Source organism: Lysinibacillus sp. FJAT-14222, assembly GCF_001278875.1.
Taxonomy (GTDB): domain Bacteria; phylum Bacillota; class Bacilli; order Bacillales_A; family Planococcaceae; genus Lysinibacillus; species Lysinibacillus agricola.
In genome coordinates this window covers 36,925-59,879 of the sequence record NZ_LIYL01000003.1, presented here as the reverse complement: position 1 = coordinate 59,879, position 22,955 = coordinate 36,925, and the positions used below count along the sequence as shown (strand labels likewise).

The following is a 22,955-nucleotide window of genomic DNA, read 5'->3' as shown; positions in this document are numbered from 1 at the left end:
ACAAAATAAAAGTACAGACTTTTACAATGCATTTGTATGAGTCTGTGCTTTTTTTATGTATAAACGGTTGAAAATATATAAAAAGAACGGCATAATTTTCCATGTGTTCTATAACAATTCTACTGGATGAAAATTATGCATTTATTCATATTAGAAAATGCACTAAGAAAAAAGGAATTCAACGCTACTTTGATTATTCAATACATACGATTATGACAACTTCCTCGAAATGGCAGGAAATATCAAACCTGATGTCGAAATTAAGTTTTAACAATCGACAATTCACTACAAAGATTTATATAAAGCGTTGAAATCGAATTTAACTTCTTTGTGCAAGCACAAAGCCGATTCCGGACCCAATTATGCCGAGGCATAATTGATCAAAAAAAATCTATATACATAAAATAAAAACTAGGAGCGTGACGAAAAAATGACAAACGAGTTGCATGTGTTAGAAAAAGAAGGAATGGAAAGTGAAGACCTTGTACAACAGCCGCAAGCCTTCGAAACATTATTCGTAAATGAATTCATAGATGGTATTTTAGATCCACAACAGAAAATGCTTGGCCCTGTTAAAGACGGTGGGACAATTATTGCTAATACGACGCCAGGATGCTGGGGCCCAATGCTAACACCAAAGATTCGAGGTGGCCATGAAGTAACAAAGCCTGTATTTGTAGAAGGAGCAGAGATAGGGGATGCCATTGTTATAAAGATTAAATCAATACAGGTAACATCAATAGCAACAGCATCTGGGCACGATGAGGCAATTACAGATCGATTTATTGGGGATCCGTTCGTATCAGTAAAATGTCCAGGCTGTGGTAAGCTTCATCCAAGTACAGTCGTCAAAGGGATAGGTCGGCAGTCCATTCGCTGTTCGACATGTGATACAGAAACATCACCTTTTAGCATGACAAATGGCTATACTATGGCACTAGATCATAAAGGTAATATTGGTGTGACTGTTGGGCGAGAAGGGGCTCGCCGTATTGCACTTGATGCGAAAAATTATATGCGTACACCTGAAAATTCTGTGCAAAATCCTGTGGTAGCATTAGCACCAAGTGATTTGATCGGTGTTATGGCAAGAATGCGTCCGTTTTTAGGGCAGCTTGGAACGACACCTTCAAAGGCGATGCCAGACTCTCATAATGCTGGTGATTTCGGTTCGTTTTTAATCGGAGCGCCACATGAATATGCATTTACGCAGACTGAATTAGATACACACCGTACAGATGGACATATGGATATAAGCCGTGTTCGTGAGGGTGCAACAATTATTTGTCCTGTAAAGGTTCCAGGTGGTGGTGTGTACATTGGAGATATGCATGCAATGCAAGGGGACGGTGAAATTGCGGGACATACAACGGATGTTGCTGGCATTGTTCAGCTGCAGGTGAGTGTATTGAAAAAAGTACCTTTGGATGGCCCTATTTTGCTGCCAAACACAGAGGATTTACCTTATACGGCTAAACCTTTTACAAAGGAAGAAAAACGTCGTGCACGTGAGCTTGCAGAGGAATTCGGCGTTAAACACGTGGAGGAAGCATTCCCTGTATCAGTTGTTGGCTCTGGAACGTCATTAAATGAAGCGACAACTAATGCTATCAGCCGTGCTGCGAAACTCTTTGAGATGAGCGAGCCAGAGATTATGAATAGAGCTACGATTACAGGCTCAATCGAAATTGGTCGTCATCCAGGAGTTGTCACAGCAACCTTCCAAGTACCTAAAACAGTATTGAAAAAAGCCCGAATTTATAAGCCAGTGAAAAAACAATATGATTAATAAAGAGAAACCTGATAAAAAAAGCAAACTCTAGTTTGCTTTTTTTTATGTTATAAGGCGAAAAACTACTACGCTTTCGGAGCAGAAATCCAAAGTGTTAAAAAACAAAATGGTCAAGGAAATCATGTGAATGTTGTAACGCTTTAAATGAAGGTGATTTCCGTTCCAGCTGTGGGGGGCGTCGAGCCACTTCCTCTGAACTACATTTTTACGCAGATAAACATTGTGGTTGTTGTCGCTTCGCTCGAAGGTGTGACTAAAACAGATTTTAAAAAAGAGGATAAACAATATATATTAAATTCTTTCACAGGCATAATGAGCATTCTATAATTTACAACTAAAAATATTGGTTGCCCATCCGATATAAAAAGGGGTTTATTGTAAATTGATGCTTACATTGGAAATGTCGAGGTGATTTAAAAGAGACCCTAATTACTTGTAATAGGAGGAGAATTGAAATGAAATTTACGAAATTATTTAGTTTTCTACTTGTGATGGTAATGATGTTTTCGTTCACAACATCTACAACACTTGCTGCATCATCTTCAAAAACGGTTACTTCTAGAGACACAATGAGTCTAAGTCTTGCTAAACAAGCAAGTGGAGATTCTAATGTAATTACATTTAATTTTTCTGGTTTACCATCTGATGCTGTAGTTACTAAAGTGGTAGTTGATGCCAATAGCGGTATCACATATGGAGGTAACGGAGCGATTGTTTCCAATAGAGTACATATCAAAAATGAATCTATGGACAATTATACTTTTGCGCCTTGGGGTTCGCTTAATAAAACTGAAATAACTACTGGAGTTATAGGAAAACCAGCTGCCGGTACATGGTCTATTTATTATAATGGGACAAATGTAAGTACTTTAGGTAGCGCATGGAAATCATATGCCTCCCCAAAACTAACTGTTTACTATAGCTATTAGTTAGTAAAAAATAATGTAACTAAATAGGAGGTACAAAAATGCGATTTCCAACTATTAGTAGTGATACATTAAAATTGTTAGGTGTTGAAAATAAACTAACACCTATTTCAATGCCAAGTTTTTCAGGAATAAATGCGATGTCGACAAAATCAGCTCCAGCGATGAGTGAGGAAAAATATAAGGAAGCGATTATCGCACAGGCTAAAAAAGACTTTGAAAATGACAAGTTTGGTGGTCATAAAAATCCTTCCTATAGGACACTGAAAAGGAGCTTCGTATCTGTAGTATCACCTGACCGTAAAGGCTTGATAGCACAAACAATAAGACAATTACCATTCATGCAGCGTGGAAATGTGAGCTATTTAGAGATCAAGGATGCGAGGGGAAATATTACTTCTACCTATTCGCCCCATAATGGTTGGCATGCAATTGGTACACGAGAAGAACGTATTCGGGAAAGTGAATTTGATGCGATTTATACAGAAGCGTGGCGCTCATTCAAAGCAGCAAGCCAAAATAATCAGAGTGATATCAGTACATCCAGTAGTTCCATAGATGTGTCAGTTTGATGAAGCTAAAATCAATTTCCATAATCATTATGCAAAATTTTATACATGCTATAGCTTGTACAACCCCTCGTATTACCGAAGAGCCATACTTTATTTAATATGACACCTTAATTTCATTAACATAATAGTTTCTCAACAACATGAAAAATAGGATAAATAAAATTTGCCCTCTTTGAAAATCTTTTGCCCCTGCGCTTTCGGGGCAGAGAAACATCCCTCAAAAATTTGGCGGATGTTTCTTGTAACTATTTTGTTGGTCGTCTGTCTACTGTTGTGAGAATGCTTTTTTCTCGATTGTATTGGTGAATGGTGCATAGCTTTCCTTAGTTGTGCGTACTATGGCGCTAGCTTTGATTAGCGTGGGCAATAAGGGCTATTTGTGACAATACGAATGGGCTACCGACTTATGAGTGATTGGCCAATGAGCTCATTTACCGTTCTTCCTTTATACCACACCCCATCTATGAGGTATTTGACCTTTATAGATGGCTTTTTTTATGCTGCGGTAGCTGAAGTTGTCGAATTTGCACGAATACTTTTGTTGTCACTTCTGATGCATATCGCTATTTTTTTAGCATATGTTGGATAAGATTTGTTATATTGAAGGAAGAGTAATCATTATGCCTCGGTATAATTGCGTACGGATTCGGCTTTGTGCTTGCACAAAGAACTTCTTTCCGATTTCGTGACATCTGCCGGACATTTAGGCACGTATTTTACATGATAGGGGAAGATCTTTGTTGGTTGAATTTGATGGGGGGCTCCAGTTACATGCTGTTGGATTGTGATGAGCAGTTATTCATGACATATAAACGTAGTGGTGAAAAGGGTGCTGAAAAATTACTTTCAAAATGGTCGGAGGAAGGGACTGACTCACAGGCAGACCCGAAAATACTAGGTACTTCACTTTCACCAAATTTATTTTTAGTGAATGAGGAAACGGCGATGAATATTGCGTTTTCAACTGCCCGAAAATATTGGGGTCGTGTAACTACAGATATGCAAACTTTTTTTAACAGGCATGGTTTGGATACTAAATTTATAAATGACCGTCTCAATGCTTTTTTTTATACGCAAAAAGGCAAGGAGACCTTTTTTGAGCAGCTTTTTGCACAGCATACGATGGACTTAGAGCGATTAATCTGGCTAATTTTTGGGAAGCGAATGCAAATTACAATGCCAGTCAACGAACTACAAACTATATTTTTATATAAATTTGAAAATGAATATTTTGTGCATATGATTTATAAAGAAGATGCCCAATTTTGGCATTGGCTTTTCATGAAAAAAGTTTATTCACTGTTTATCCACAAACCATTAGAACAATTCACATTTATCCATGAAATGATGGGTCATATTGAGCAATCCACAAGAAAAACTTGTGTACATGTGGATAACTTTGTGAATAATTACAGAGAGACTCTGGATAAGTGTATAACTTATGTGGATAACCGTAATTCTACTTGCTTGGCTAAAAAACAGTTACATCTTTACCAAATTGTAACGCACTATCGTTTATCGGAAGGGGATTATCGAAGTGTCAAAGCTTTAATTACTTCCTTTGAAGCGGATTGGCGTTATTCGATGTATGCATTGACAGAGAAAGAAAAGGTTCTAATTGCATATCTTCTGTTTCATATAGCACATCAGGAGAAGAATAATGAAACCGTTATTCAATACGGTGAGTATTTATTAGAAGATGAACGACTTAATAATTACGCAATAGAGATTTTGTTGGAATATAAGGAATTATTGCCGAATCGTAAACCAACACCTCCTGCCATTATCAAAAATTATGAACTAAATTTTTTAGAAAACTTGTATGCAATATTGCTTGATCATTATGTAAGAATGGAGCGTTATCAAGAGGGGCTCCTGCTTTTAAAGGAACATGTACTAGCATCCAATAAAAAAATACATGCCACTTTAGTACAAAAAAACTATAGTAATGAGCAATTTATCGCGATTGAGGCGTCAGTTCAGCAAGATATTGCTTTACATGTTAATAATTCATTACAGCATATTGGTTTGTCTGTTGAAGAATGGCGCCAACATTACCGTCAGCCAGATACGCCTTACTATTTGGTAGCACAGAGCGCGTCCCAGCATATGCTAAATATTTTAAAGGTTTTATTTGTGACGGAGCAGTACGAGCTTTTTGAAAAATTAATGGAAATCTATAAAAAATATTTACTTTTAGAGGACCATTTCGAAAAGCTAAGAGTATTTATAAGTGCGTATGTTTAATTGAAGTACAAAAGAGTGTCCAATGTGTTTTAAATAACAGCATTAGACACTCTTTTATATCTTGTCAGGTGTGTTGATTAACCATCTTTATTCACCCTAATTAATTAGAAGGCTCTGATTTCCGCTACAGGCTACTCGCTTTTCTGCGGGAGTCGAGTAGCCCTACGCTACAATCAGTTAAAAATGGGCATGCATTAGCAAAATATCAACAAAAAAATCCTTTTATCAGTCAATAATAAACCTATATTTTCCTAATCGACACGCTTGATATCTTGTAATGTTATTATTCTAAAACCCCTTTGTCCTTTAAGTCAGCAATTTGTTCGGCACTGTAGCCTAATGAAGATAACACTTCTTCATTATGCTCTCCAAGTTTGGCACCGACATGCTTGTACTCTGGCTTGACACCGTCAAACTTAAAAGCAGATGCAATTTGTTTTTGCATTGTACCGTCGTTTTTTGGAATATCGATAATCATGCCGCGAGCCTTTAGCTGTGGATGCTCACATGCTTCTGGAAAAGTTAAAACGGGTTCGACACATCCTTCGAAGTCCTCGTTAAACACTTCAAGCCATTCTTTGTAAGTCTTCGATAAGAACGCATCATGGACCGCTTCTTTAAAACGGATTTGTGTATAGTATGAATCATTAAAAGTATTATCAATGAGCTCAGGAATATCAAGAGCTTCACAGAGTAACTTGCGGAATTGAGGTTCAAGGCTTCCTACCGAGAAAAATCGGCCATCCTTTGTTTTGTAAAAGTCATAGTAGCTGCCGCCATTTAAAATTTCCTGTTCAGGCTGAGGGACACGATCACCACCAATATAGGCAGACCCATACATAGCGTTAAGCGAGAATACAGCATCCGTCATACTTATATCAATATATTGTCCTTCACCTGTTTTTTCACGATGTAAAGCAGCTGCGAGTACTCCGATTGCCGCATGCATCGAGCCCCCAGCAATATCGGCTAGCTGAACACCCATTGAGACAGGTTTTTTATCTTTATGGCGTGAGTAATCAAGTACGCCAGCTAATGATAAATAGTTATTGTCATGTCCTGGTCGATTGCTGTATGGCCCAGTTTGTCCATAGCCTGTAATAGCACAATAAATAACCTTTGGATTTACTTCTTTTAGAGCCTCATAGCCAATGCCAAGTCGTTGCATGACGCCTGGTCGAAATCCTTCGATAATGACGTCGTACTCATGAACAAGTGACTTAACAATTTCTACAGCTTCAGGCGATTTTAAATTTAATGTTAATGACTTTTTAGAGCGATTCAAATGTTGATGAATATACGCCTCATGATCATCGTCGTAAGGAGGCATAATACGCGTTAAATCTACGCGCTTTGATGATTCAACGTGAATAACCTCTGCGCCTAAATCAGCAAATATCATTGTCGCCATTGGCCCCGGTAGTAATGCAGAAAAATCGAGAATTTTTAACCCCTTTAAAATACCCAAATCTCCCAACCCCTTTTTGTGTAGGCTACAATGCCATCTATTTGAGAAGGCATTGTAGCGCTTTTCTCATAATCCCCATTTTGTGAAAAGCGTGCACTATATTCTGTATTAATACAGAAAAGATGTAAATGTATCAGTATTATAACAGAAGAAATGATGGCTTGACTATGTTAAATTTTATTATAAAATAATTAGTCAGAAAATTATATGTCAGAATAACAATAAAAGTAAAAAAATTTAGAATATAGACTTATCGCGTTGATTTCCGTTCCGACTGGGCGCTTTGTTGCTGTCGCTTCGCTTTCGCACAGATAAAACATTGTAGCTGCCGCTTTGCTTTCGCTACAGAAAACATTTGTTGTTGCTGTCGCTACGCTTTCGCACAGATAAAACATTGTTGCTGTCGCTACGCTTTCGCGCAGAGCAGAGCTTCCTGGGGCGTCTGATGAGCCGCTTCGCTCGTTTTTTTCGCTCTAGGGTCTCATCTGTGAGGCTGATCAAGGGCACTGAAAAACTAAAGAAATTCATTTTTTTATATTATAAATCTGTCTTTTGTTGGATTTAAAAATTCAAAAAAGTCGATTTGCATCACATTTTTCGTGGCAAATCGACTTTTTCAGTGCGCTTGAGGCTGATCCCCGAGGAGTCGCCCAGCCTCCACTCAACTGATATACATGGCATCCATTTTAACAAATGTCATCCCCAACTTTTGATGATGAGTCTACTATATTACTTTCGTTATAAGGGGTCTTAAAAGAACATTATTTTGACAAATACTTTTCTCTTAATATAAGAAATTATTCTTAATAAGGAATTTTATGTGCTTTAATAGACTAATAAAGAAAATGTTAAAAAGCAGTATCTTTGAAAAAGATCAAGCGTGTTGATTAGGAAAATATAGGTTTATTATTGAGTGATAAAAGGATTTTTTTGTTGATATTTTGCTAATGTATGTCCATTTTAACTGATTAAAGGCTACTCGACTCCCGCGGGAAAGCGAGTAGCCCGTAGCGGAAATCAGAGCTTTCAAATTAATTGAAATGGATAAAAATAGTTAAACAACACACCTGGAAAAAGATATTGATAAGAAATTATAAACTAGGGGTAAAAGGTAGAAAATGAAATCAAAACAGATAAAGTTAAAGCATTTAATCATGGGAGTAGTGTTGGCTGCATTTTTCTTAACAAGCATTGGTAGCATTTGGAGTGGTTACCGAATGAATGTTGACTCAATTAAAGAAAACACGCTTGAAACGAATCGAGTATACGCGCAAAAATTAGCAACAACCGCAAGTTCTTATCTGGAGGAAGCATTTCAGATCTTAGGATATAGTGCCAACCAGATTGAGTCGAAAATGAATGATGAGAATGCATTGAAATATGAAACAGAACGTTTAAAAATGCAAAATAATATGTTTAACTCAGTACTTATCACAAATGCAGAAGGTCTTGTATTATCTGTTTCACCGCCTTCAGTAGAGGTAAAGGGAGAAGTATTAACATCTGTTGGAGCGCGAGAAGCGTTAGCGAAAAGGGAGCCTCTTGTCTCAAAACCTTATGAGGGTATTACGGGACGTCTTCTAATTTTTATATCGTATCCTATTTTTTCAGAGAAAGATGAATATTTAGGAATGGTAGCTGGGACAATTTACTTAAAGGAACGAAATGTATTTAATGCGTTACTAGGAGAGCATTTTTATCATGATGGTTCGTATGTTTATGTTGTGGACTCGGATGGACGTGTTATCTATCATCAGGACCCAAGCCGTGTCAATGATGTCGCGATGGACAATAAGGTTGTCCAAGCAGTTGTTTCGGGAAAAAGCGGAGCGCAGTTAGTAGTGAATACAAGGGGAGTGGAAATGCTTGCTGGCTATAGTACGGTGCCTTTAGCGGATTGGGGAGTTGTAGCTCAGAGACCGTTAGAAGTAGCACTAGACCCTTCATTTGATCGCGTACAGGATGTAGTTATAAAATCCATTCCTCTTATGCTAATTTCAATTTTTATTGTACTTTGGGCCGCAGCACGTATTGCAAATCCTTTACAGCAATTAGCTACTTTAACAGAAGAGAGCATGGAAAAGAAAAATGTAGAAGGCTTGAAATCTGTACGTGGCTGGTATTTTGAAGTTCATTATTTGAAGAGTGCTCTTATACGTAGTTTAACTTTTTTACAGGGACAGGTGTCCTATTTTAAGGATCAATCTACAACAGATCCGTTAACAGGTGTAACGAATCGTCGCACGATGGATGCAATGTTAGCTGAGTGGCTTGAAAACAAGGTGCCGCATGCTCTCATTTTGCTTGATTTAGATCATTTTAAGAATGTTAATGATACGTATGGTCATGCAGTCGGCGACAGAGTATTGCAATTTTTAGCTCAAAATATGAAAGCAGTCGCTCGTGATGGAGATGTTTGTTGTCGTTATGGTGGCGAGGAGTTTGTTTTGTTATTGCCAAATACTACAGCTGAGGAAGCGGCACAGGTGGCGGAGCAACTGCGCGATATTTTGGCACATACTGAAAGTCCTTGTGGTCGTTCAGTTACATTATCTGCAGGAGTTGCTGTGTATCCACAAATGGCTGACACAGCAGAAAAGCTAATTGAAGCTGCGGATGGTGCGTTATATCTTGCAAAACAAGCTGGACGTAATCAAGTTATGGTAGCTGAGCAAGAAAATAAAATAAAAAATTTATTGAAATAAGCTTACATCTCTAATTTTTAGGGTACATGATTAATGCAACGTTCATTTGGGCAGGCTACTTTTAAGTCATCCGCCATATGACTTCTAAACCTTGTTCAAATGATACGTAAACTCGGGACACATCTCTTGATCGACTTGACAAGATGTAAGGTTATCCCCCTTTCCCTTATGACATCGCAAGTATGATTAGATGTATGCCTATATATCGTTAAAGCCAAGTGAGCACCGATGCTCCTTGGCTTTTTTATGTTGGATTAAGGGGGCATCAAAAATTGAAATTGTTCCGATAAAACGGGAAAATATTCCGATAAAAGCTAAAATTGTTCCGATAAAATGAGATTTTGTTCCGATAAATCTTCAAAACATTCCTATAAAATGAATTCATCACAATAACGTGGAGTTGATTTCCGTTCCTCTATCGCTAATCCCCAAGGAGTCGCCCAGTCGGAACGAAGATTCATAGCATACGGTTAAACAAATGCCATCTCTAACTTTTGATAATGAACTTTTTATGTTATTACCTAATTTTGCTAACGATTTTCTTCCATTATTTTAGAATTATCTATGAAGCTTCACTACCTACCTGTCGATATAAAGGGTATGATGAAAATGATATTTGTACGTATCAAAATACATAAGTGAAAGGAAGAGTGGGATGGATAAAACAAAAATCCAAAAAGTGAACAAAGCACTGATAGCAACTGTTTTTGCTACTAGTGGGATTGCTGTTGTAGTGCCACCACCACAAAAGGCAGCAGCGGCTACTTCACCATTTACGGATGTTGACCCATATTCAAGTCATTATGACGATATTTTAAAGTTATATACTCAAGGTGCTATTGATGGGTATGCAGACAAAACTTTTCGACCAAATCAAAGTGTAACACGTGGTCAGGCGGCAAAAATGCTGGCAACTGTTTTAAAATTAGATTTGAAGAATGTACAAGATCCATATTTAAAAGACGTTCCAAAAAGTAGTGAATATTACAAGTATATAGCTGCATTACAAAACGCAGGAATCATGTCTGGCTATTCAAACGGAACATTTATGCCGAATGAAGTGATGACACGTGGGGAATTAGCGAAAATTTTAGTGCTTGGCTTTAAATTTGAGGTAGCATCTAATTACAACAATAGTTTTAAAGATGTAACTAGCCAAACGAGCAACGCCATCTATATCCAAAGTTTAGTAGATTTAAAGATTACGGAAGGGACAACGCCTGTCACTTTCTCACCACATAATGCGGTTACACGTGGACAATTTGCGTCCTTTATTGTGCGTTCACAAGAGAAAAAAGGCAATGCCACATCTTTCAAAATTACAAATGTTGAAGACAATACTGTTTATATAAATGGTGATCCATACTCAGTACCAAGCAGTCTCTCGCATATTTTTAACAAAGATAATGCACCGGTATTAAAAGGCGCGCTTATGGAAGGGGATCTTTCAGGCAAAACCATTCGCTCTGTATCGAAGCTAACATTGAATGCAAGCGGGACAAGCTCAAGATTTCTAGAGTTTGATGGTGATCATAAGTCCTTCGGTGCGACAATCGTTGTCAATGGTAACTATATTGAATTTTCAAATGTTACATTGACTGGCACAATGCTTGTGAACGAAACGGTGCGTCCACCTTTACAATTAGGCGTTTCCTACTATAAGCCATTATCGCTAGGCCGTATAGCAAGTAACAATACGGCATTTATCAACTGGTCTAATCCAGATAATCCAAATGATGAAGGCTCGTCCTCGTCCAATAATGGTCCAACAACGGATCTTCAAAATTGGACAGATCAGAATTCCGACAAGAATCCTGATAAAAACAAGCCATTTGTGAACTGGTCTAAAGATAAAGTAACGATGAAAAATGTTGAAAAACATATTGAATTTTATAACAGCACTGTATCACGCCTAGTCGTATCTCAAAGCGGTACAAAAATCGAAACAAATATGAAGCTACCGCGTGTAGACATCATCGGGAATGTTCGTGAATTTGAGATTCAAGGAAATATCGGTACACTAAATCTTGATACAGAAACGAAGCTGACAATTTACGGAGATGGCAACATCGACTGGATTAACTACAATAGCTATACAGATTTAGAGCTATATCTAGATGGTCGTGTAGGTGTTCTGTATGTTGATAATGTATACGGTTGGGTTGATATTGGAGATTACACGTATATTGACAAAGTGATTATACCGAAGGGCGAGGGACCGAATAATATCTTCGACGATTTCTTAGAGGATAAAGATAATATCGGCAATATTGTAGATGAAGACGGTAAACCAGTCGATAAAGACGATATTGATAAACAAGACCCAGCTGATAAAACAAAACCGTTAATCGACATTACGAAAGTAACAGTTTTAAATGGTAGTGATATTCAGGTAGACTTCACTTCAGATAAAGTTGGGACTTACTACTATATTGTTCGTGAAAAAGGCGCCGATGCACCAACGAAAAAAGAAATGGTAAATCGCATTTCTACTGACAATGTGGCAAATGGAACAGGCGCAGCAGTGATTGACAAAAACACTATTAAAATCACTGATTTAGGTGAGAAAAAAGAATATGTTGTTTACGTGATGATCGTTGATGGAGCGAAGAATGTTTCGGATATTAAATCACAATCATTCCAAATGAAGGATGGAACACCGCCAGTTGTTAAGTCACTTGCAGTAACACCTCTACATGGTGGAAAGCGTGCAGAGTTTAAATTTACAGCGAGTGAACCAGGAGACTATTACTACTATGTCCGTAAAAAGACGACAGCAGCAGCTCCAACAACTGCAGACATTATTGCCAACCCAACAGGTAAGGGCAAGGCAGTTGCGGGTAAACTTGCAATTACTGAAATTCTAACAAAATTAGAGGCTGAAACAGAGTACCAACTTTATGTAGTAATGAAAGATGAATCGGGTAATAACTCGGTAGATCCAGCTGTAATGAAAGAATTTAAAACAAGTGAACTTGATAATATTCATCCATTTGTAGAGAAAACGAAACTTGAACCTGCTGCTGGAAAGGAAAATCAATTTTACATTTATTTAAATGAAGCATTAGATCCTGAAAGCGCACGAAATGTAAATAACTATGATTTATCAGGAACAGTTATCGTCAATATGACAGGTCAGAAAAAAATTAAACCTTCTGCTGTTGAATATAAAGAAGGCGATAAAAAGGTATTATTAACAATTCCATCTGAAACAGGTTTTGTCTATGGAGATACGTTACGTGTAACAATATTACCTGGTGTTAAGGATTTAGCAGACAATGAATTTGAAAATGCCAATACTGTTGAACCTGGTAAAAATGTTCGAAACTTTGCAGAATACGTGCATGAAAAATATGTTGAACCGAAGATTCTAGATTTAAAAGTTGTTGGGAAACCAGACCAAGATGACAAATATAAACGAGCTGAAGTAGAATTTAAGCCAAATAAAGCAGGGACGTACTATTACATGGTGTTACCTGATACAGTCGAAGACAATGGAGAAACAAAAACATTTGAGCAATATTTAAAAGATAAAGGTATTACGGAGAGAGATTTCTACAATGAATTTGCAACTGAATCATCATTAAAATCAGGCTACTTCCAAATAGGCGGAAAAGATATTTATATTGAAATTGGCTCTGGTCCGGCCGACTTAGAAGTTGATACAAAGAAATTCCCGATTGTTATTGATAAAGATAAACTAAATCCATTTATAAGCTATTCGGTTCATATGATATTAAAAGACCGTGGCGGCGAACTTTCTAAAATAGCTTCTAAAGAAATATTTGGGGACTCAAGAGCACCATTAGTTACCGAGATTGCAGTGAAGTCTGGTACTACTAAAGGTTATGATGATACGAAAGCCACTGTAAGTTTCAGTACAGATGAGACAACAAAGCTTCATTACTGGTTCGTACCAAAGAAAAATGCTGATGGAACAGATAATCCGGATGCAAAGCTAACTATTGACACGGCAGCAGAAAGAAAAACATTAGAAGACAAACTTAAAGCAAGTCCTTCAGTCACAAAAAGTGGAAAAGGCGCGTCTGGAGCTTTAGATATGACAGGAGTTACTTTAACGCCGCATACCGAATATGTTGTTTATTTAGGTGCACAGGATACGTATGGTAACTTTACTGTTTATCAAGCCAAAGATGGAATTCACGATGAATCAAATGATGGTTGGATGAAACAAGACTTCTATTCCGATGGCACACCACCACGTTTTGAAATGACAGTTGATAAAGAAAAGAAACGTAATATTGTATATCGTAATCCAGATAGTACATTTACTATTACTTTCAGTGAAGCCATCATGCGTGATGAAAAAGGCGATTCTTCAATTAAAGATCTAAGTTTATTAACAATTACTGACGAAGATAACAAAGATATTACCTCACAATATGAATTTGTTAAGTATACACAGGGCACAGCAACAACAGAGGAAAGTCAGTTAATTATTAAATCAACTGCCTCAGGCACAGCAGATAGAACATTTACCGTTAAGATGAAAGATGAAGCACGTGACTACATTATTTCAGATAATAAGGGTAATAAGTTTGATATAGCTGACTTCGGTAAGTATGTATATCAAGGTAAAGATGCATATAACACGATGAGTTATGCTAACTTAACAGGAAATATTGGCGGCGTACCATCAGAATATAATTCAACAACAATGGATGTTTCTGTAAATATTTTAACACTTCTTGAATTAAACCAAGAATACTTCTATGCGGTTACTGCTGCGAATAAAACAACATTAGATCCACAATTAATATTAGATAGTGTTAAAAATAATAAACCAGCTGATAACGGAATATTATCATTTGGTAAAGGATCAGTAAAAAAAGCAGCGGATGGAAGTGCAATTTTACCTCTTGTAGCTAATCCATCTACTGATCCAGGGATTAAAAATGTATTTAAAACGGGTCAAAGAGTATTCTTATTCACAAAAGATCAGTATGGAAATATTGTCTGGGCTTATCAAAAAGAGACGAATGGTACAGGCCATACCCCACAACAATATGTGGAAATTCAATATACACCAAAACCATAAAAAAGAAGCAAAGCTAGAGAATTCTTATGTCGAATTCTCTAGCTTCTTTTACATCAAATATTAAATAGCACGAGATCTTTTTACTTATTTGCTATTGCTGTATCTTATAGGAGGAGTTATTTTTTCAATTCATCAATACAACATACGAATTTTTTAAAGACATCGATTCCCTATAAATATGTCCTATAACCTACAACTACAATGCTGTATACCCACCATCCACAGTAAATACGCCACCTGTAACAAAAGAAGAAGCCTCTGAAGCTAGATATAACGCAATGCCACCTAATTCATCTGGTGTTCCAGGTCTGCCCATAGGGGTAAAGCTCATCCAAGTATCAATCATATCTCCGCCTTGTTCAAAATACGGCTTTGTCAGCTCTGTTTTCATGTATCCAGGAGCAATTGTATTCACTTTTATATTATGCTTTGCCCACTCCATTGCTAAACTCTTCGTAAGCATAATCACGCCTGCTTTTGATGCGTTATAGGAAGATTGACATTGCGGGGTATTCGCAATGATGCCAGACATTGAGGATATGTTCACGATAGACCCTCTTTTTTGGTCAATCATTACTTTTCCAACAGCCTTTGATACTAGAAAAACTCCGTTTAAATTGATATTGATGACTTTATTCCAATCTTCAAATGACATCTCTTCGGCTTTTTCATGAATTGTGATGCCAGCGTTATTAAATAAAACATCAACTTTACCGAAATGGTTCAACACCTTGGCTACCATATCATTGACTTGTTGTTCATTGGTTACGTCCATTTTGATCGCAAGAGTGTCTATTCCTTCATCACGCTTGAATTGATCAGCTGTTTTTTGGGCTTCCTCTTGATTCAAATCAGCTATGACGATATGAGAACCAGCCTGTGCTAAAGCTTGGGCCATTGCTTTTCCTAACCCCATAGCTCCTCCAGTCACAATAGAAACCTTATCTTTAAGACTAAATCTATTTAAAATACTCATATATTTACACTTCCTTTATTTGATGTTACCGCTTTCATTAATAGGGATACATCTAACTTTAATGTGCTATTTCGATTGATTGATTGTCATCTGTAGCTGATTTGCTGATGTTTTGATCGACTTTCATAAAGAATGTCAGTATAAAGCCAACTATATATAATATAGTAAGTGTCCATATAGCACCTTCCACACCAGCAATCGGCACAACAGCTGTTACAATTGCTGGGCCAACAAAGTTACTTAAACCTGCCGATAAATTGTGCATGGACACTGCTGCACCTTTATGAGAAGGTTCAAGTGTTGGGAAAATAGCTGACATTGGTACGAATGCGGCAATGGCAAAGCCGAAGAATATAGCTACAAATAAGCCAACCCAAATATTTGGTCCAAAGGATATTGGCAGGTAGTAAAACATTAATGTAGCGATGGCCATACCTATACAACCAAACCATCTTACCTGTCTAACCCATCCCAGTTTATCCCCAAGAATGCCCCACATTAGGTTTGTGAAAATAGTTGTTGCATAAACAGCTCCCCAAATACGTAGCCATTCAGACATCGTAAATCCGATTTGTTCTGTAAAAACAATCGGTAGTATAACGACAAAGCCAAAGAGTGAGATTTGGTTAATAATACGTACAGCTGAAGCGATAACGATTTGAGGGTTTTTCGCGATAGTAATCCCTCTTAGTAATTCTCGTAGTGGCCCTTCATTAGTCGTATTTTCTTTATAACTATTGAAGTCATCCTTTATTAAAAACATCGCCATCAAGCCGCCGATGGCAATAAAGAGAATTGCCGACCACAATGTACCCATAAATCCGATTGCAGGAATTGAAAAGCTTGGCAGGTATGTACCAAAGACTCCTACTCCCACTGAATACATACACCAAAACCAACCCATTGCAGAAGCTAATCTTTGTTTTGGAGCGGCATATGCAATCCAAACTACAAAGGCGTAAATAAACATCGGATAGGCAACTCCGCGAATCCCATACATGATCAGCATCATAGCATAGTTTTTTTGTTCAAGGCCAAATGTTAAAAAGCCAATATGGAAAATAATCCAAAGTACAAAACCAATGATCATCGTACGGCGTGGCCCAGTTATTTCTGCCAATACTCCTGAAAACCAAGATGCTACGGCAACAGTGAGTCCATATACTGTAAAGACTAATGAGGCTTGCTGAGTAGAAAACCCTAAATCAACTATATATTTTGATAAAAATGCTTGTTCAATTCCGTCTCCTGTCATAAAGAAAGCAATGGCAATATATCCCCAAATTAATGCTATTGGTAAACCAAAGACTAGCTTCTTTGATGGAGATGCAGTTAAGCTACTATTCATAATGTTTCCCTCCTTAATCCCTTTTATCATTACGCTTTGACATCATGCCTCACGGTATTGAATTGTGTTATAGACCTACACGATGCAGGGGAATTAACTATTGATCCTATCGATTTGCCTTCGTGACCATAGATGTGACGCTCTTTAATTCAGTTACCGTTTGCTCACTAAAAAACTCTACAATCGTTTTTATCCTGGCGCCAGTAGAAGGGGGAAGTGCCGCTTCGCTTTCGCGGCCGATGTTCTGCTACAATATCGCCCTTCGAAATATGTTAAGAGGGTTCCTATCCAAAAAATATTTAGTAGTTTATTAGGAACCCTTTTTTATCTACGGTATTAAAATAACTTTTAAAGAGCCGGCTCCGCTTTTCACCATTTCAAAACCATTCTGAAACTCTTCTAGAGGGAGTTTATGCGTAACTACCCCCTCAGTAGGGAGGGCACCAGATGCGATTCCATTAATAACATTTGGATAACAGTAAGGTCCTAAGTGCGCACCTAAAATATCAAGCTCTTTACGATCACCAATAATACTCCAATCGACAGTTACTGGACTTGAAAATACACTAAACTCCACAAAGCGCCCAAGCTTCCGGATGGCATGTAAGCCCTGAATAACACTAGCAGGTGCACCAGTTGCTTCTATATAAACATCACAGCCATAACCCTCTGTCATATTTTTAATTTCCTCTACTACATCGACCTTTGAAGGGTTGAGAACAATATCTGCCCCAAATTGTTTGGCAAGTTCCAATCGTTCGTCTCGTATATCTAAAACTACTAATGTACCAGGACTTCGTAGTTTTGCAGCTGCTACCATTCCTAGTCCAAGCGTTCCAGCACCTGAAATGACAACAAAATCTCCTATTTGAATATTAGCTCGATTTACTGCATGCATAGAACATGCATACGGTTCAATTAGAATAGCTTTTTCAATAGGTAAATCATGAGGAACTTTATGATTAATAGCATTTACTGGAAAATTCATATATTCGGCCATTCCGCCGTTGACGTTGTACTGAAAGCCGTATATATCATGCTTTTCACACATCCAGTATTGACCGCGCTTACAATATCGACAAGTATTACAAGGTACAATTTGTTCTGAAATAAGGCGGTCTCCAACAGAAAAATCTGTCACGCCCGTACCTACCTCGACAACCGTTCCTACAAATTCATGCCCCGGGATGACTGGAGTTTTTACATAACTAGGCTGACCATCCTCTCCGCCCCAAAACATCGGTGCTCCATCCCAAGCTTTTACATCACCTGCACAAATGCCACAGGCCTCTACCTTAATCAGGACTTCACCTGCTTCTGGAGAAGGTACATCCACAGATTCAAGTAAATATTCACCGGGACCATGGCATACAACCGCTTTCATTTTACTAGCTACATTTGACATGATTATCCTCCTTTGTTGTTATCTGCATTTTCTGAAAATTGAATATCTACTGTTATATTTAAAGATTACTTTGAAGATAGACAACATGGGTTTGCAAATATTCTTCTAGGCCATGTCGTCCATCGGCACCACCGATACCTGACTTTTTCCATCCTGCATGGAAACCTTGTATAGCTTCAAAGTTTTCACGATTAACATACGTTTCCCCAAACTCTAATTCTTTACTTGCACGCATTGTCACATCTAGATTTTGTGTGAAAATAGAGGATGTTAGGCCATACTGACAATCATTAGCTAATTCAAGTGCTTCATCTAAGTCATTGAAAGTAGCGATCGGAAGTACAGGACCGAAAATTTCTTGGCGCATAATTTCCATTTCGTTATTTACATTTACAAGTACGGTTGGTTCATAAAAATAACCCTTTTCTTGTGAAGAGCGCTTACCACCTGTTAAGATCGTAGCCCCATTAGCAACTGCTTCCTGTACCATGTCCTCTACCGATTCAAGTGCCTCTTCACTAGAAAGAGGTCCCATATCAATCTCTTTATTAATTAATGGATCTCCATATGTTACCTCGGACATTGCCTTTGTTATTTTTTTAATAAAATCATCTGCAATGTTTTTATGAACATAAACACGCTCTGTACAGTTACATACTTGTCCTGTATTAATGACACGAGAATCGACAATCGAACGTACTGCCAAATCTATATCCGCATCATCCATAACAATAGCAGGTGCTTTTCCTCCTAATTCTAAAGATACTTTTGTAATGTTTTCTGCCGCTGTACGCATAACAGCGGCACCAGCATTGTAGCTACCTGTTAAACTGATCATTCCTATCTTAGAATTTCCAGCTAACTCTTGTCCAAGGATCTTTCCACTACCAGTTACTATATTGATAACCCCTTTTGGCAAGCCCACCTTATCAATGATTTTTGCAAACTCTAACGCATTATTAGGGGATAAATCACTTGGTTTTAGAACAATCGTATTACCTGTGATTAAAGCTGGTGCTGCTTTACGTGCAATTAAGAAAAATGGGAAATTCCATGGTAAAATACCAGCTATAACGCCAATCGGTGCTTTATGAATAAAGATTTGCTCATTTGGTCGATCACTTTGTACAATTTCTCCTTCATAGCGTCTTGCCCAACCTGCCATATAATCTATATAGTCGGCAGTAAAGTTAACTTCTGTTTCAGCAAGAGAAAGAGTTTTCCCCATTTCCTCTGATATTGTGCGTGCTAAGACTTGAATATTCTCACGTATTTCTTTGGAAATTGCTTGCAAATATTTTCCTCTCTCAATAGATGGGAGTTTTGCCCAAGCCTTTTGCGCTTTCTCCGCAGCATCAATTGCCAGCTGTACGTCCTCCACAGTCCCTTTAGGAACCTCTGAAATAATTTCCTCCGTTGCTGGATTAATGACTTGTGTTTGCTCACCTGAGCTAGAACTAACAAATCGCCCATCAATGTACATTTGATATTTTTTCATTATCTTCACATCTCCCCACAAAATTTATTTTTTAGAATAACAAACTTGTTAATCGTGTATCCCTAGATCAGGAAAACGGCCAGGAACTTTGAATTTTTTCTCACGTAAATGAACTAATGTTGTAACTTGTTCGTTTGTTAACTCTTTCGGTTCTCCAATTACTGAAGTTAGATAAAGAAGCTTCGCATAAAATTCCATGGACTCCATTTTGAAATAAGCGCTCATTAAGTCAATACCACAAGTTAGCGCACCATGATTGGCTAATAAAATCGCATCATGATTTTGAAGGTAAGGAACTATTGAATTAGGCAACTCTTCTGTGGAGGGCGTCCCATATTCTGCTATAGGTACTTCTCCTAAGAAAATGGTTGATTCTGGCATTATTTGCTTATTAAGCGGAATACCACAAATAGCGAAAGCAGTAGCATACAAGGGGTGAGCATGCACAACTGCTGTTACATCGGGACGTTCCTGATAAACACGTAAATGCATCTTTATTTCTGAAGATGGTTTTGTGTTTAGTAGATTTTCCTCAATTACCTCTCCTTGACTATTAATCTTGCATATCATATCTGGGGTCATAAACCCTTTTGATACTCCTGTCGGGGTACATAAGAAAGAATTTTCTGAAATTTTAATAGAAATGTTTCCATCATTTGCAGCTCCCATATCTTTCATATACATTCTCTTACCTATGTCACATATTTGTTCTTTTAAAAATTGTTCTGAATTATTCATTAAAGTTCTCTCCTTACTAATTTCTAAATCTTAGCTTGATTCTATTTCTTTAATTCTTCTTTGTCAACATAAACAAAAATATTTTTCTTTATTTATGTTGGTTTATGTTGTTTTGAGGTGAGGTGTGGAGTAAAATAAAATAGGGATGGTGAGATTATTATGACTAAATACAAAAAATGCCTGGCCTTTGATTTTGGGGCATCAAGCGGAAGATTAATTGCGGGGGTTTATAATGGAGAAAAAGTCGTATTAGAAGAAGTTTACCGTTTTAACAATGAACCAGTTACTATAAATAATCATTTACATTGGAATCTTGAACTTTTGTATAAACACATATTAAATGGGTTAGAAGCTGCTTCAAAGGATGTAGCGGAATTTGATAGTATCGGAATTGATACTTGGGGAGTTGATTATTGTCTTTTAGATAAAGAAGAAAAGCCTGTTCACTGGCCATTCCATTATCGGGATGATAGGACAGAAGGTATCTCCTCAAAAATGCCAATTCATTTTGAAGAATTCTATTCTAAAACAGGTATACAATTTTTACCTTTTAATACGGTTTATCAATTATTTGCTGAATTTAAAAATAACCCAAAGTTGAATCAAAAGGCTGAATATTTATTATTCATACCAGATTTATTTAATCACTTCTTAACAGGAAATAACAAGACCGAATATACAATTGCTTCAACTAGTCAACTATTGAATGTAAATAGTAAACAATGGGATTTTGACATTATTGAGCGATTAGGATTTCCTAAACATCTTTTTCAGGAAATCATTTTCCCAGGCGAAATTTACGGAATGTTACATGAAAAACACATGAGAAAAATTGGTATAAGTAATTCAGTTCCAGTTATTTCAGTAGGAAGTCATGATACTGCCAGTGCTGTTGCTGGAATACCTTTAGAACATGAAGATAGTGCATATTTAATTTGTGGATCTTGGTCTTTATTGGGACTTGAAATCCAAAATCCTGTTGTTAATGAAATATCTTTTAAAGATTCTTTTAGCAATGAAGGTGGAGTATTTAATACGATTAGATTTCTTAAAAATATTAATGGCATGTTTTTATTGCAACAATTAAAAAAGCATTATAATGAAATATTTACAAGAAAAATAGATTTTGCTGATATTATTAACGCTGCTAAGTTATCGCATAAAAGTTTTTCAATTAATCCCAATCATTCTTTATTCTTATCACCGGATAATGTTATGGAAGCTATCAATTCCTATTGCATTGCTACAGGACAGGGAAAACCTGATAATCTAGGTGAATGGGCAATTGCTATCTATAACGGGTTAACACAAGAATTTGAAAATCAATTACTTAACATTGAGAGTATTACTGGTAAAAAGATAAAGCAGATTCATATGGTCGGAGGCGGTATTCAAGACGAATTATTATGCCAAATGACTGCCAATGTAACAAACAAGAAAGTGGTAGCTGGTCCTGTTGAATCTAGCGTTCTAGGAAATGTTATGATTCAATTATTTGCTTTAGGAGAGGTCTCAACTCTTTCAGAAATAAGACAGGTCATTAAAAGATCTGTATCCCTAAAAGTATACGAACCAAAATTAGAAGGTCTATCACTGTAATTTGAGGTGAATCAATCATGACGTCCGGGTTTTGAATTGATCTTAGTTCATTTCGATAAAGTCACATGGCGTCTTAGCCAGCGTTCCTTGCGCCCCTCTGCTCACTGAAAAAGAGCTACAACCGTGTTAACTATAAAGATACACTTTCGCTACAAAAAACATCTCCGGAATAAAGGGCTCTTCATCAATAGTTGAGGATGACATTTGTTAAAACGTATGCCATAAGTTGATTGAAGTGGAGGCTGGGCGACTCTAGGAAAGCGTCAGTCGGAACGGAAATCAACCCCACGTTATGGTGATGAGCAAAATAAAGATAACATTCAATAATTTAACAGAACACACTATAAAAAAAGCGGAAATTCACGTATCGTTATTGTTACCTGGGTAAAAACACGATAAGGAGTTTTCGCTTTGTCCTCTTCCTTTTTCTAATTGATATTACCGCTTACTAATTTTTGTAATTGTTTCCTTGCCCAAGTACAATGTTATACAAAGCGAAAAATTACCACGCGCGTTTATTTGAGCTTTGCCTTGCCTGCAGTTCGAACCATTGGAAAAATGGTGAAATATTGTACAATGATGGTAAGAAGATGTGCCTGTTCAGTTTTCAAACGGGGTAATA

The 22,955-nt window shown here is 37.2% G+C and carries 14 protein-coding genes; 7 read left to right on the top strand and 7 right to left on the bottom strand.

Going from position 1 to position 22,955, the window contains the following annotated elements; all coding sequences use genetic code 11:
• The first annotated feature begins 430 nt into the window (after nt 1-430).
• The 4 genes from AN161_RS01625 (at nt 431) to AN161_RS01605 (ending at nt 5,537) form a co-directional block, all read left to right on the top strand.
• A complete protein-coding gene (locus tag AN161_RS01625; protein ID WP_053592636.1) occupies nt 431-1,789 on the top strand; it encodes an acetamidase/formamidase family protein in 1,359 nt (452 codons plus the stop codon).
• A 458-nt stretch (nt 1,790-2,247) separates the two neighbouring features.
• Nucleotides 2,248-2,721: a hypothetical protein gene (locus AN161_RS01615; protein WP_053592634.1), complete on the top strand. Its 474-nt coding sequence runs from the start codon at nt 2,248-2,250 to the stop codon at nt 2,719-2,721.
• A 38-nt stretch (nt 2,722-2,759) separates the two neighbouring features.
• Nucleotides 2,760-3,290 carry a hypothetical protein gene (locus AN161_RS01610; protein WP_053592633.1) on the top strand — a complete coding sequence of 177 codons (531 nt, stop codon included), beginning with the start codon at nt 2,760-2,762 and terminating at the stop codon, nt 3,288-3,290.
• Between the two features lie 771 nt (nt 3,291-4,061).
• Nucleotides 4,062-5,537 (top strand): hypothetical protein, encoded by a 1,476-nt coding sequence (locus tag AN161_RS01605; RefSeq protein WP_053592632.1) that lies wholly within the window; start codon nt 4,062-4,064, stop codon nt 5,535-5,537.
• A 283-nt stretch (nt 5,538-5,820) separates the two neighbouring features.
• Here AN161_RS01605 and AN161_RS01600 read toward each other — a convergent pair whose 3' ends face one another.
• Together AN161_RS01600 and AN161_RS28440 are read right to left on the bottom strand one after the other, a co-directional pair.
• Nucleotides 5,821-7,005, bottom strand: coding sequence for a CaiB/BaiF CoA-transferase family protein (locus AN161_RS01600; protein ID WP_053592631.1), 1,185 nt, complete (start codon nt 7,003-7,005; stop codon nt 5,821-5,823).
• A gap of 203 nt (nt 7,006-7,208) precedes the next feature.
• Nucleotides 7,209-7,400 carry a hypothetical protein gene (locus tag AN161_RS28440; RefSeq protein WP_143114550.1) on the bottom strand — a complete coding sequence of 64 codons (192 nt, stop codon included), beginning with the start codon at nt 7,398-7,400 and terminating at the stop codon, nt 7,209-7,211.
• Nucleotides 7,401-8,123: 723 nt separating this feature from the next.
• On the opposite strand from AN161_RS28440, the gene AN161_RS01595 reads away from it, so the two are divergent.
• The gene (locus AN161_RS01595; protein WP_053592630.1) at nt 8,124-9,710 is read left to right on the top strand and encodes a sensor domain-containing diguanylate cyclase; all 1,587 of its coding nucleotides are present in this window, start codon (nt 8,124-8,126) and stop codon (nt 9,708-9,710) included.
• A gap of 655 nt (nt 9,711-10,365) precedes the next feature.
• Complete coding sequence (locus tag AN161_RS01590) at nt 10,366-14,769, top strand: S-layer homology domain-containing protein (RefSeq protein WP_053592629.1); 4,404 nt, start codon at nt 10,366-10,368, stop codon at nt 14,767-14,769.
• A gap of 196 nt (nt 14,770-14,965) precedes the next feature.
• Here AN161_RS01590 and AN161_RS01585 read toward each other — a convergent pair whose 3' ends face one another.
• From AN161_RS01585 to AN161_RS01565, 5 genes are all read right to left on the bottom strand, one after another.
• Nucleotides 14,966-15,745 (bottom strand): glucose 1-dehydrogenase, encoded by a 780-nt coding sequence (locus tag AN161_RS01585; protein ID WP_053592628.1) that lies wholly within the window; start codon nt 15,743-15,745, stop codon nt 14,966-14,968.
• Between the two features lie 58 nt (nt 15,746-15,803).
• Nucleotides 15,804-17,093: an MFS transporter gene (locus tag AN161_RS01580; protein WP_053592627.1), complete on the bottom strand. Its 1,290-nt coding sequence runs from the start codon at nt 17,091-17,093 to the stop codon at nt 15,804-15,806.
• Between the two features lie 328 nt (nt 17,094-17,421).
• Nucleotides 17,422-18,498 carry an alcohol dehydrogenase catalytic domain-containing protein gene (locus tag AN161_RS01575; RefSeq protein ID WP_053592626.1) on the bottom strand — a complete coding sequence of 359 codons (1,077 nt, stop codon included), beginning with the start codon at nt 18,496-18,498 and terminating at the stop codon, nt 17,422-17,424.
• A 58-nt stretch (nt 18,499-18,556) separates the two neighbouring features.
• A complete protein-coding gene (gene aldA, locus AN161_RS01570; protein ID WP_053592625.1) occupies nt 18,557-19,996 on the bottom strand; it encodes an aldehyde dehydrogenase in 1,440 nt (479 codons plus the stop codon).
• Between the two features lie 48 nt (nt 19,997-20,044).
• Nucleotides 20,045-20,734 carry a class II aldolase/adducin family protein gene (locus AN161_RS01565; protein ID WP_053592624.1) on the bottom strand — a complete coding sequence of 230 codons (690 nt, stop codon included), beginning with the start codon at nt 20,732-20,734 and terminating at the stop codon, nt 20,045-20,047.
• A 159-nt stretch (nt 20,735-20,893) separates the two neighbouring features.
• Here AN161_RS01565 and AN161_RS01560 point away from each other — a divergent pair, with 159 nt between their 5' ends.
• Nucleotides 20,894-22,333 (top strand): rhamnulokinase family protein, encoded by a 1,440-nt coding sequence (locus AN161_RS01560; RefSeq protein WP_053592623.1) that lies wholly within the window; start codon nt 20,894-20,896, stop codon nt 22,331-22,333.
• Nucleotides 22,334-22,955 lie beyond the last annotated feature (622 nt).

What these genes read in the sequence shown, in the direction of transcription:
- AN161_RS01580 (WP_053592627.1), bottom strand. Translation starts at nt 17,093, where the DNA reads ATGAATAGTAGCTTAACTGCATCTCCATCAAAGAAGCTAGTCTTTGGT.
- AN161_RS01590 (WP_053592629.1), top strand. Translation starts at nt 10,366, where the DNA reads ATGGATAAAACAAAAATCCAAAAAGTGAACAAAGCACTGATAGCAACT.
- AN161_RS01565 (WP_053592624.1), bottom strand. Translation starts at nt 20,734, where the DNA reads ATGAATAATTCAGAACAATTTTTAAAAGAACAAATATGTGACATAGGT.
- AN161_RS01575 (WP_053592626.1), bottom strand. Translation starts at nt 18,498, where the DNA reads ATGTCAAATGTAGCTAGTAAAATGAAAGCGGTTGTATGCCATGGTCCC.
- AN161_RS01560 (WP_053592623.1), top strand. Translation starts at nt 20,894, where the DNA reads ATGACTAAATACAAAAAATGCCTGGCCTTTGATTTTGGGGCATCAAGC.
- aldA (WP_053592625.1), bottom strand. Translation starts at nt 19,996, where the DNA reads ATGAAAAAATATCAAATGTACATTGATGGGCGATTTGTTAGTTCTAGC.
- AN161_RS28440 (WP_143114550.1), bottom strand. Translation starts at nt 7,400, where the DNA reads ATGTTTTATCTGTGCGAAAGCGTAGCGACAGCAACAACAAATGTTTTC.
- AN161_RS01585 (WP_053592628.1), bottom strand. Translation starts at nt 15,745, where the DNA reads ATGAGTATTTTAAATAGATTTAGTCTTAAAGATAAGGTTTCTATTGTG.
- AN161_RS01610 (WP_053592633.1), top strand. Translation starts at nt 2,760, where the DNA reads ATGCGATTTCCAACTATTAGTAGTGATACATTAAAATTGTTAGGTGTT.
- AN161_RS01595 (WP_053592630.1), top strand. Translation starts at nt 8,124, where the DNA reads ATGAAATCAAAACAGATAAAGTTAAAGCATTTAATCATGGGAGTAGTG.
- AN161_RS01605 (WP_053592632.1), top strand. Translation starts at nt 4,062, where the DNA reads ATGCTGTTGGATTGTGATGAGCAGTTATTCATGACATATAAACGTAGT.
- AN161_RS01625 (WP_053592636.1), top strand. Translation starts at nt 431, where the DNA reads ATGACAAACGAGTTGCATGTGTTAGAAAAAGAAGGAATGGAAAGTGAA.
- AN161_RS01615 (WP_053592634.1), top strand. Translation starts at nt 2,248, where the DNA reads ATGAAATTTACGAAATTATTTAGTTTTCTACTTGTGATGGTAATGATG.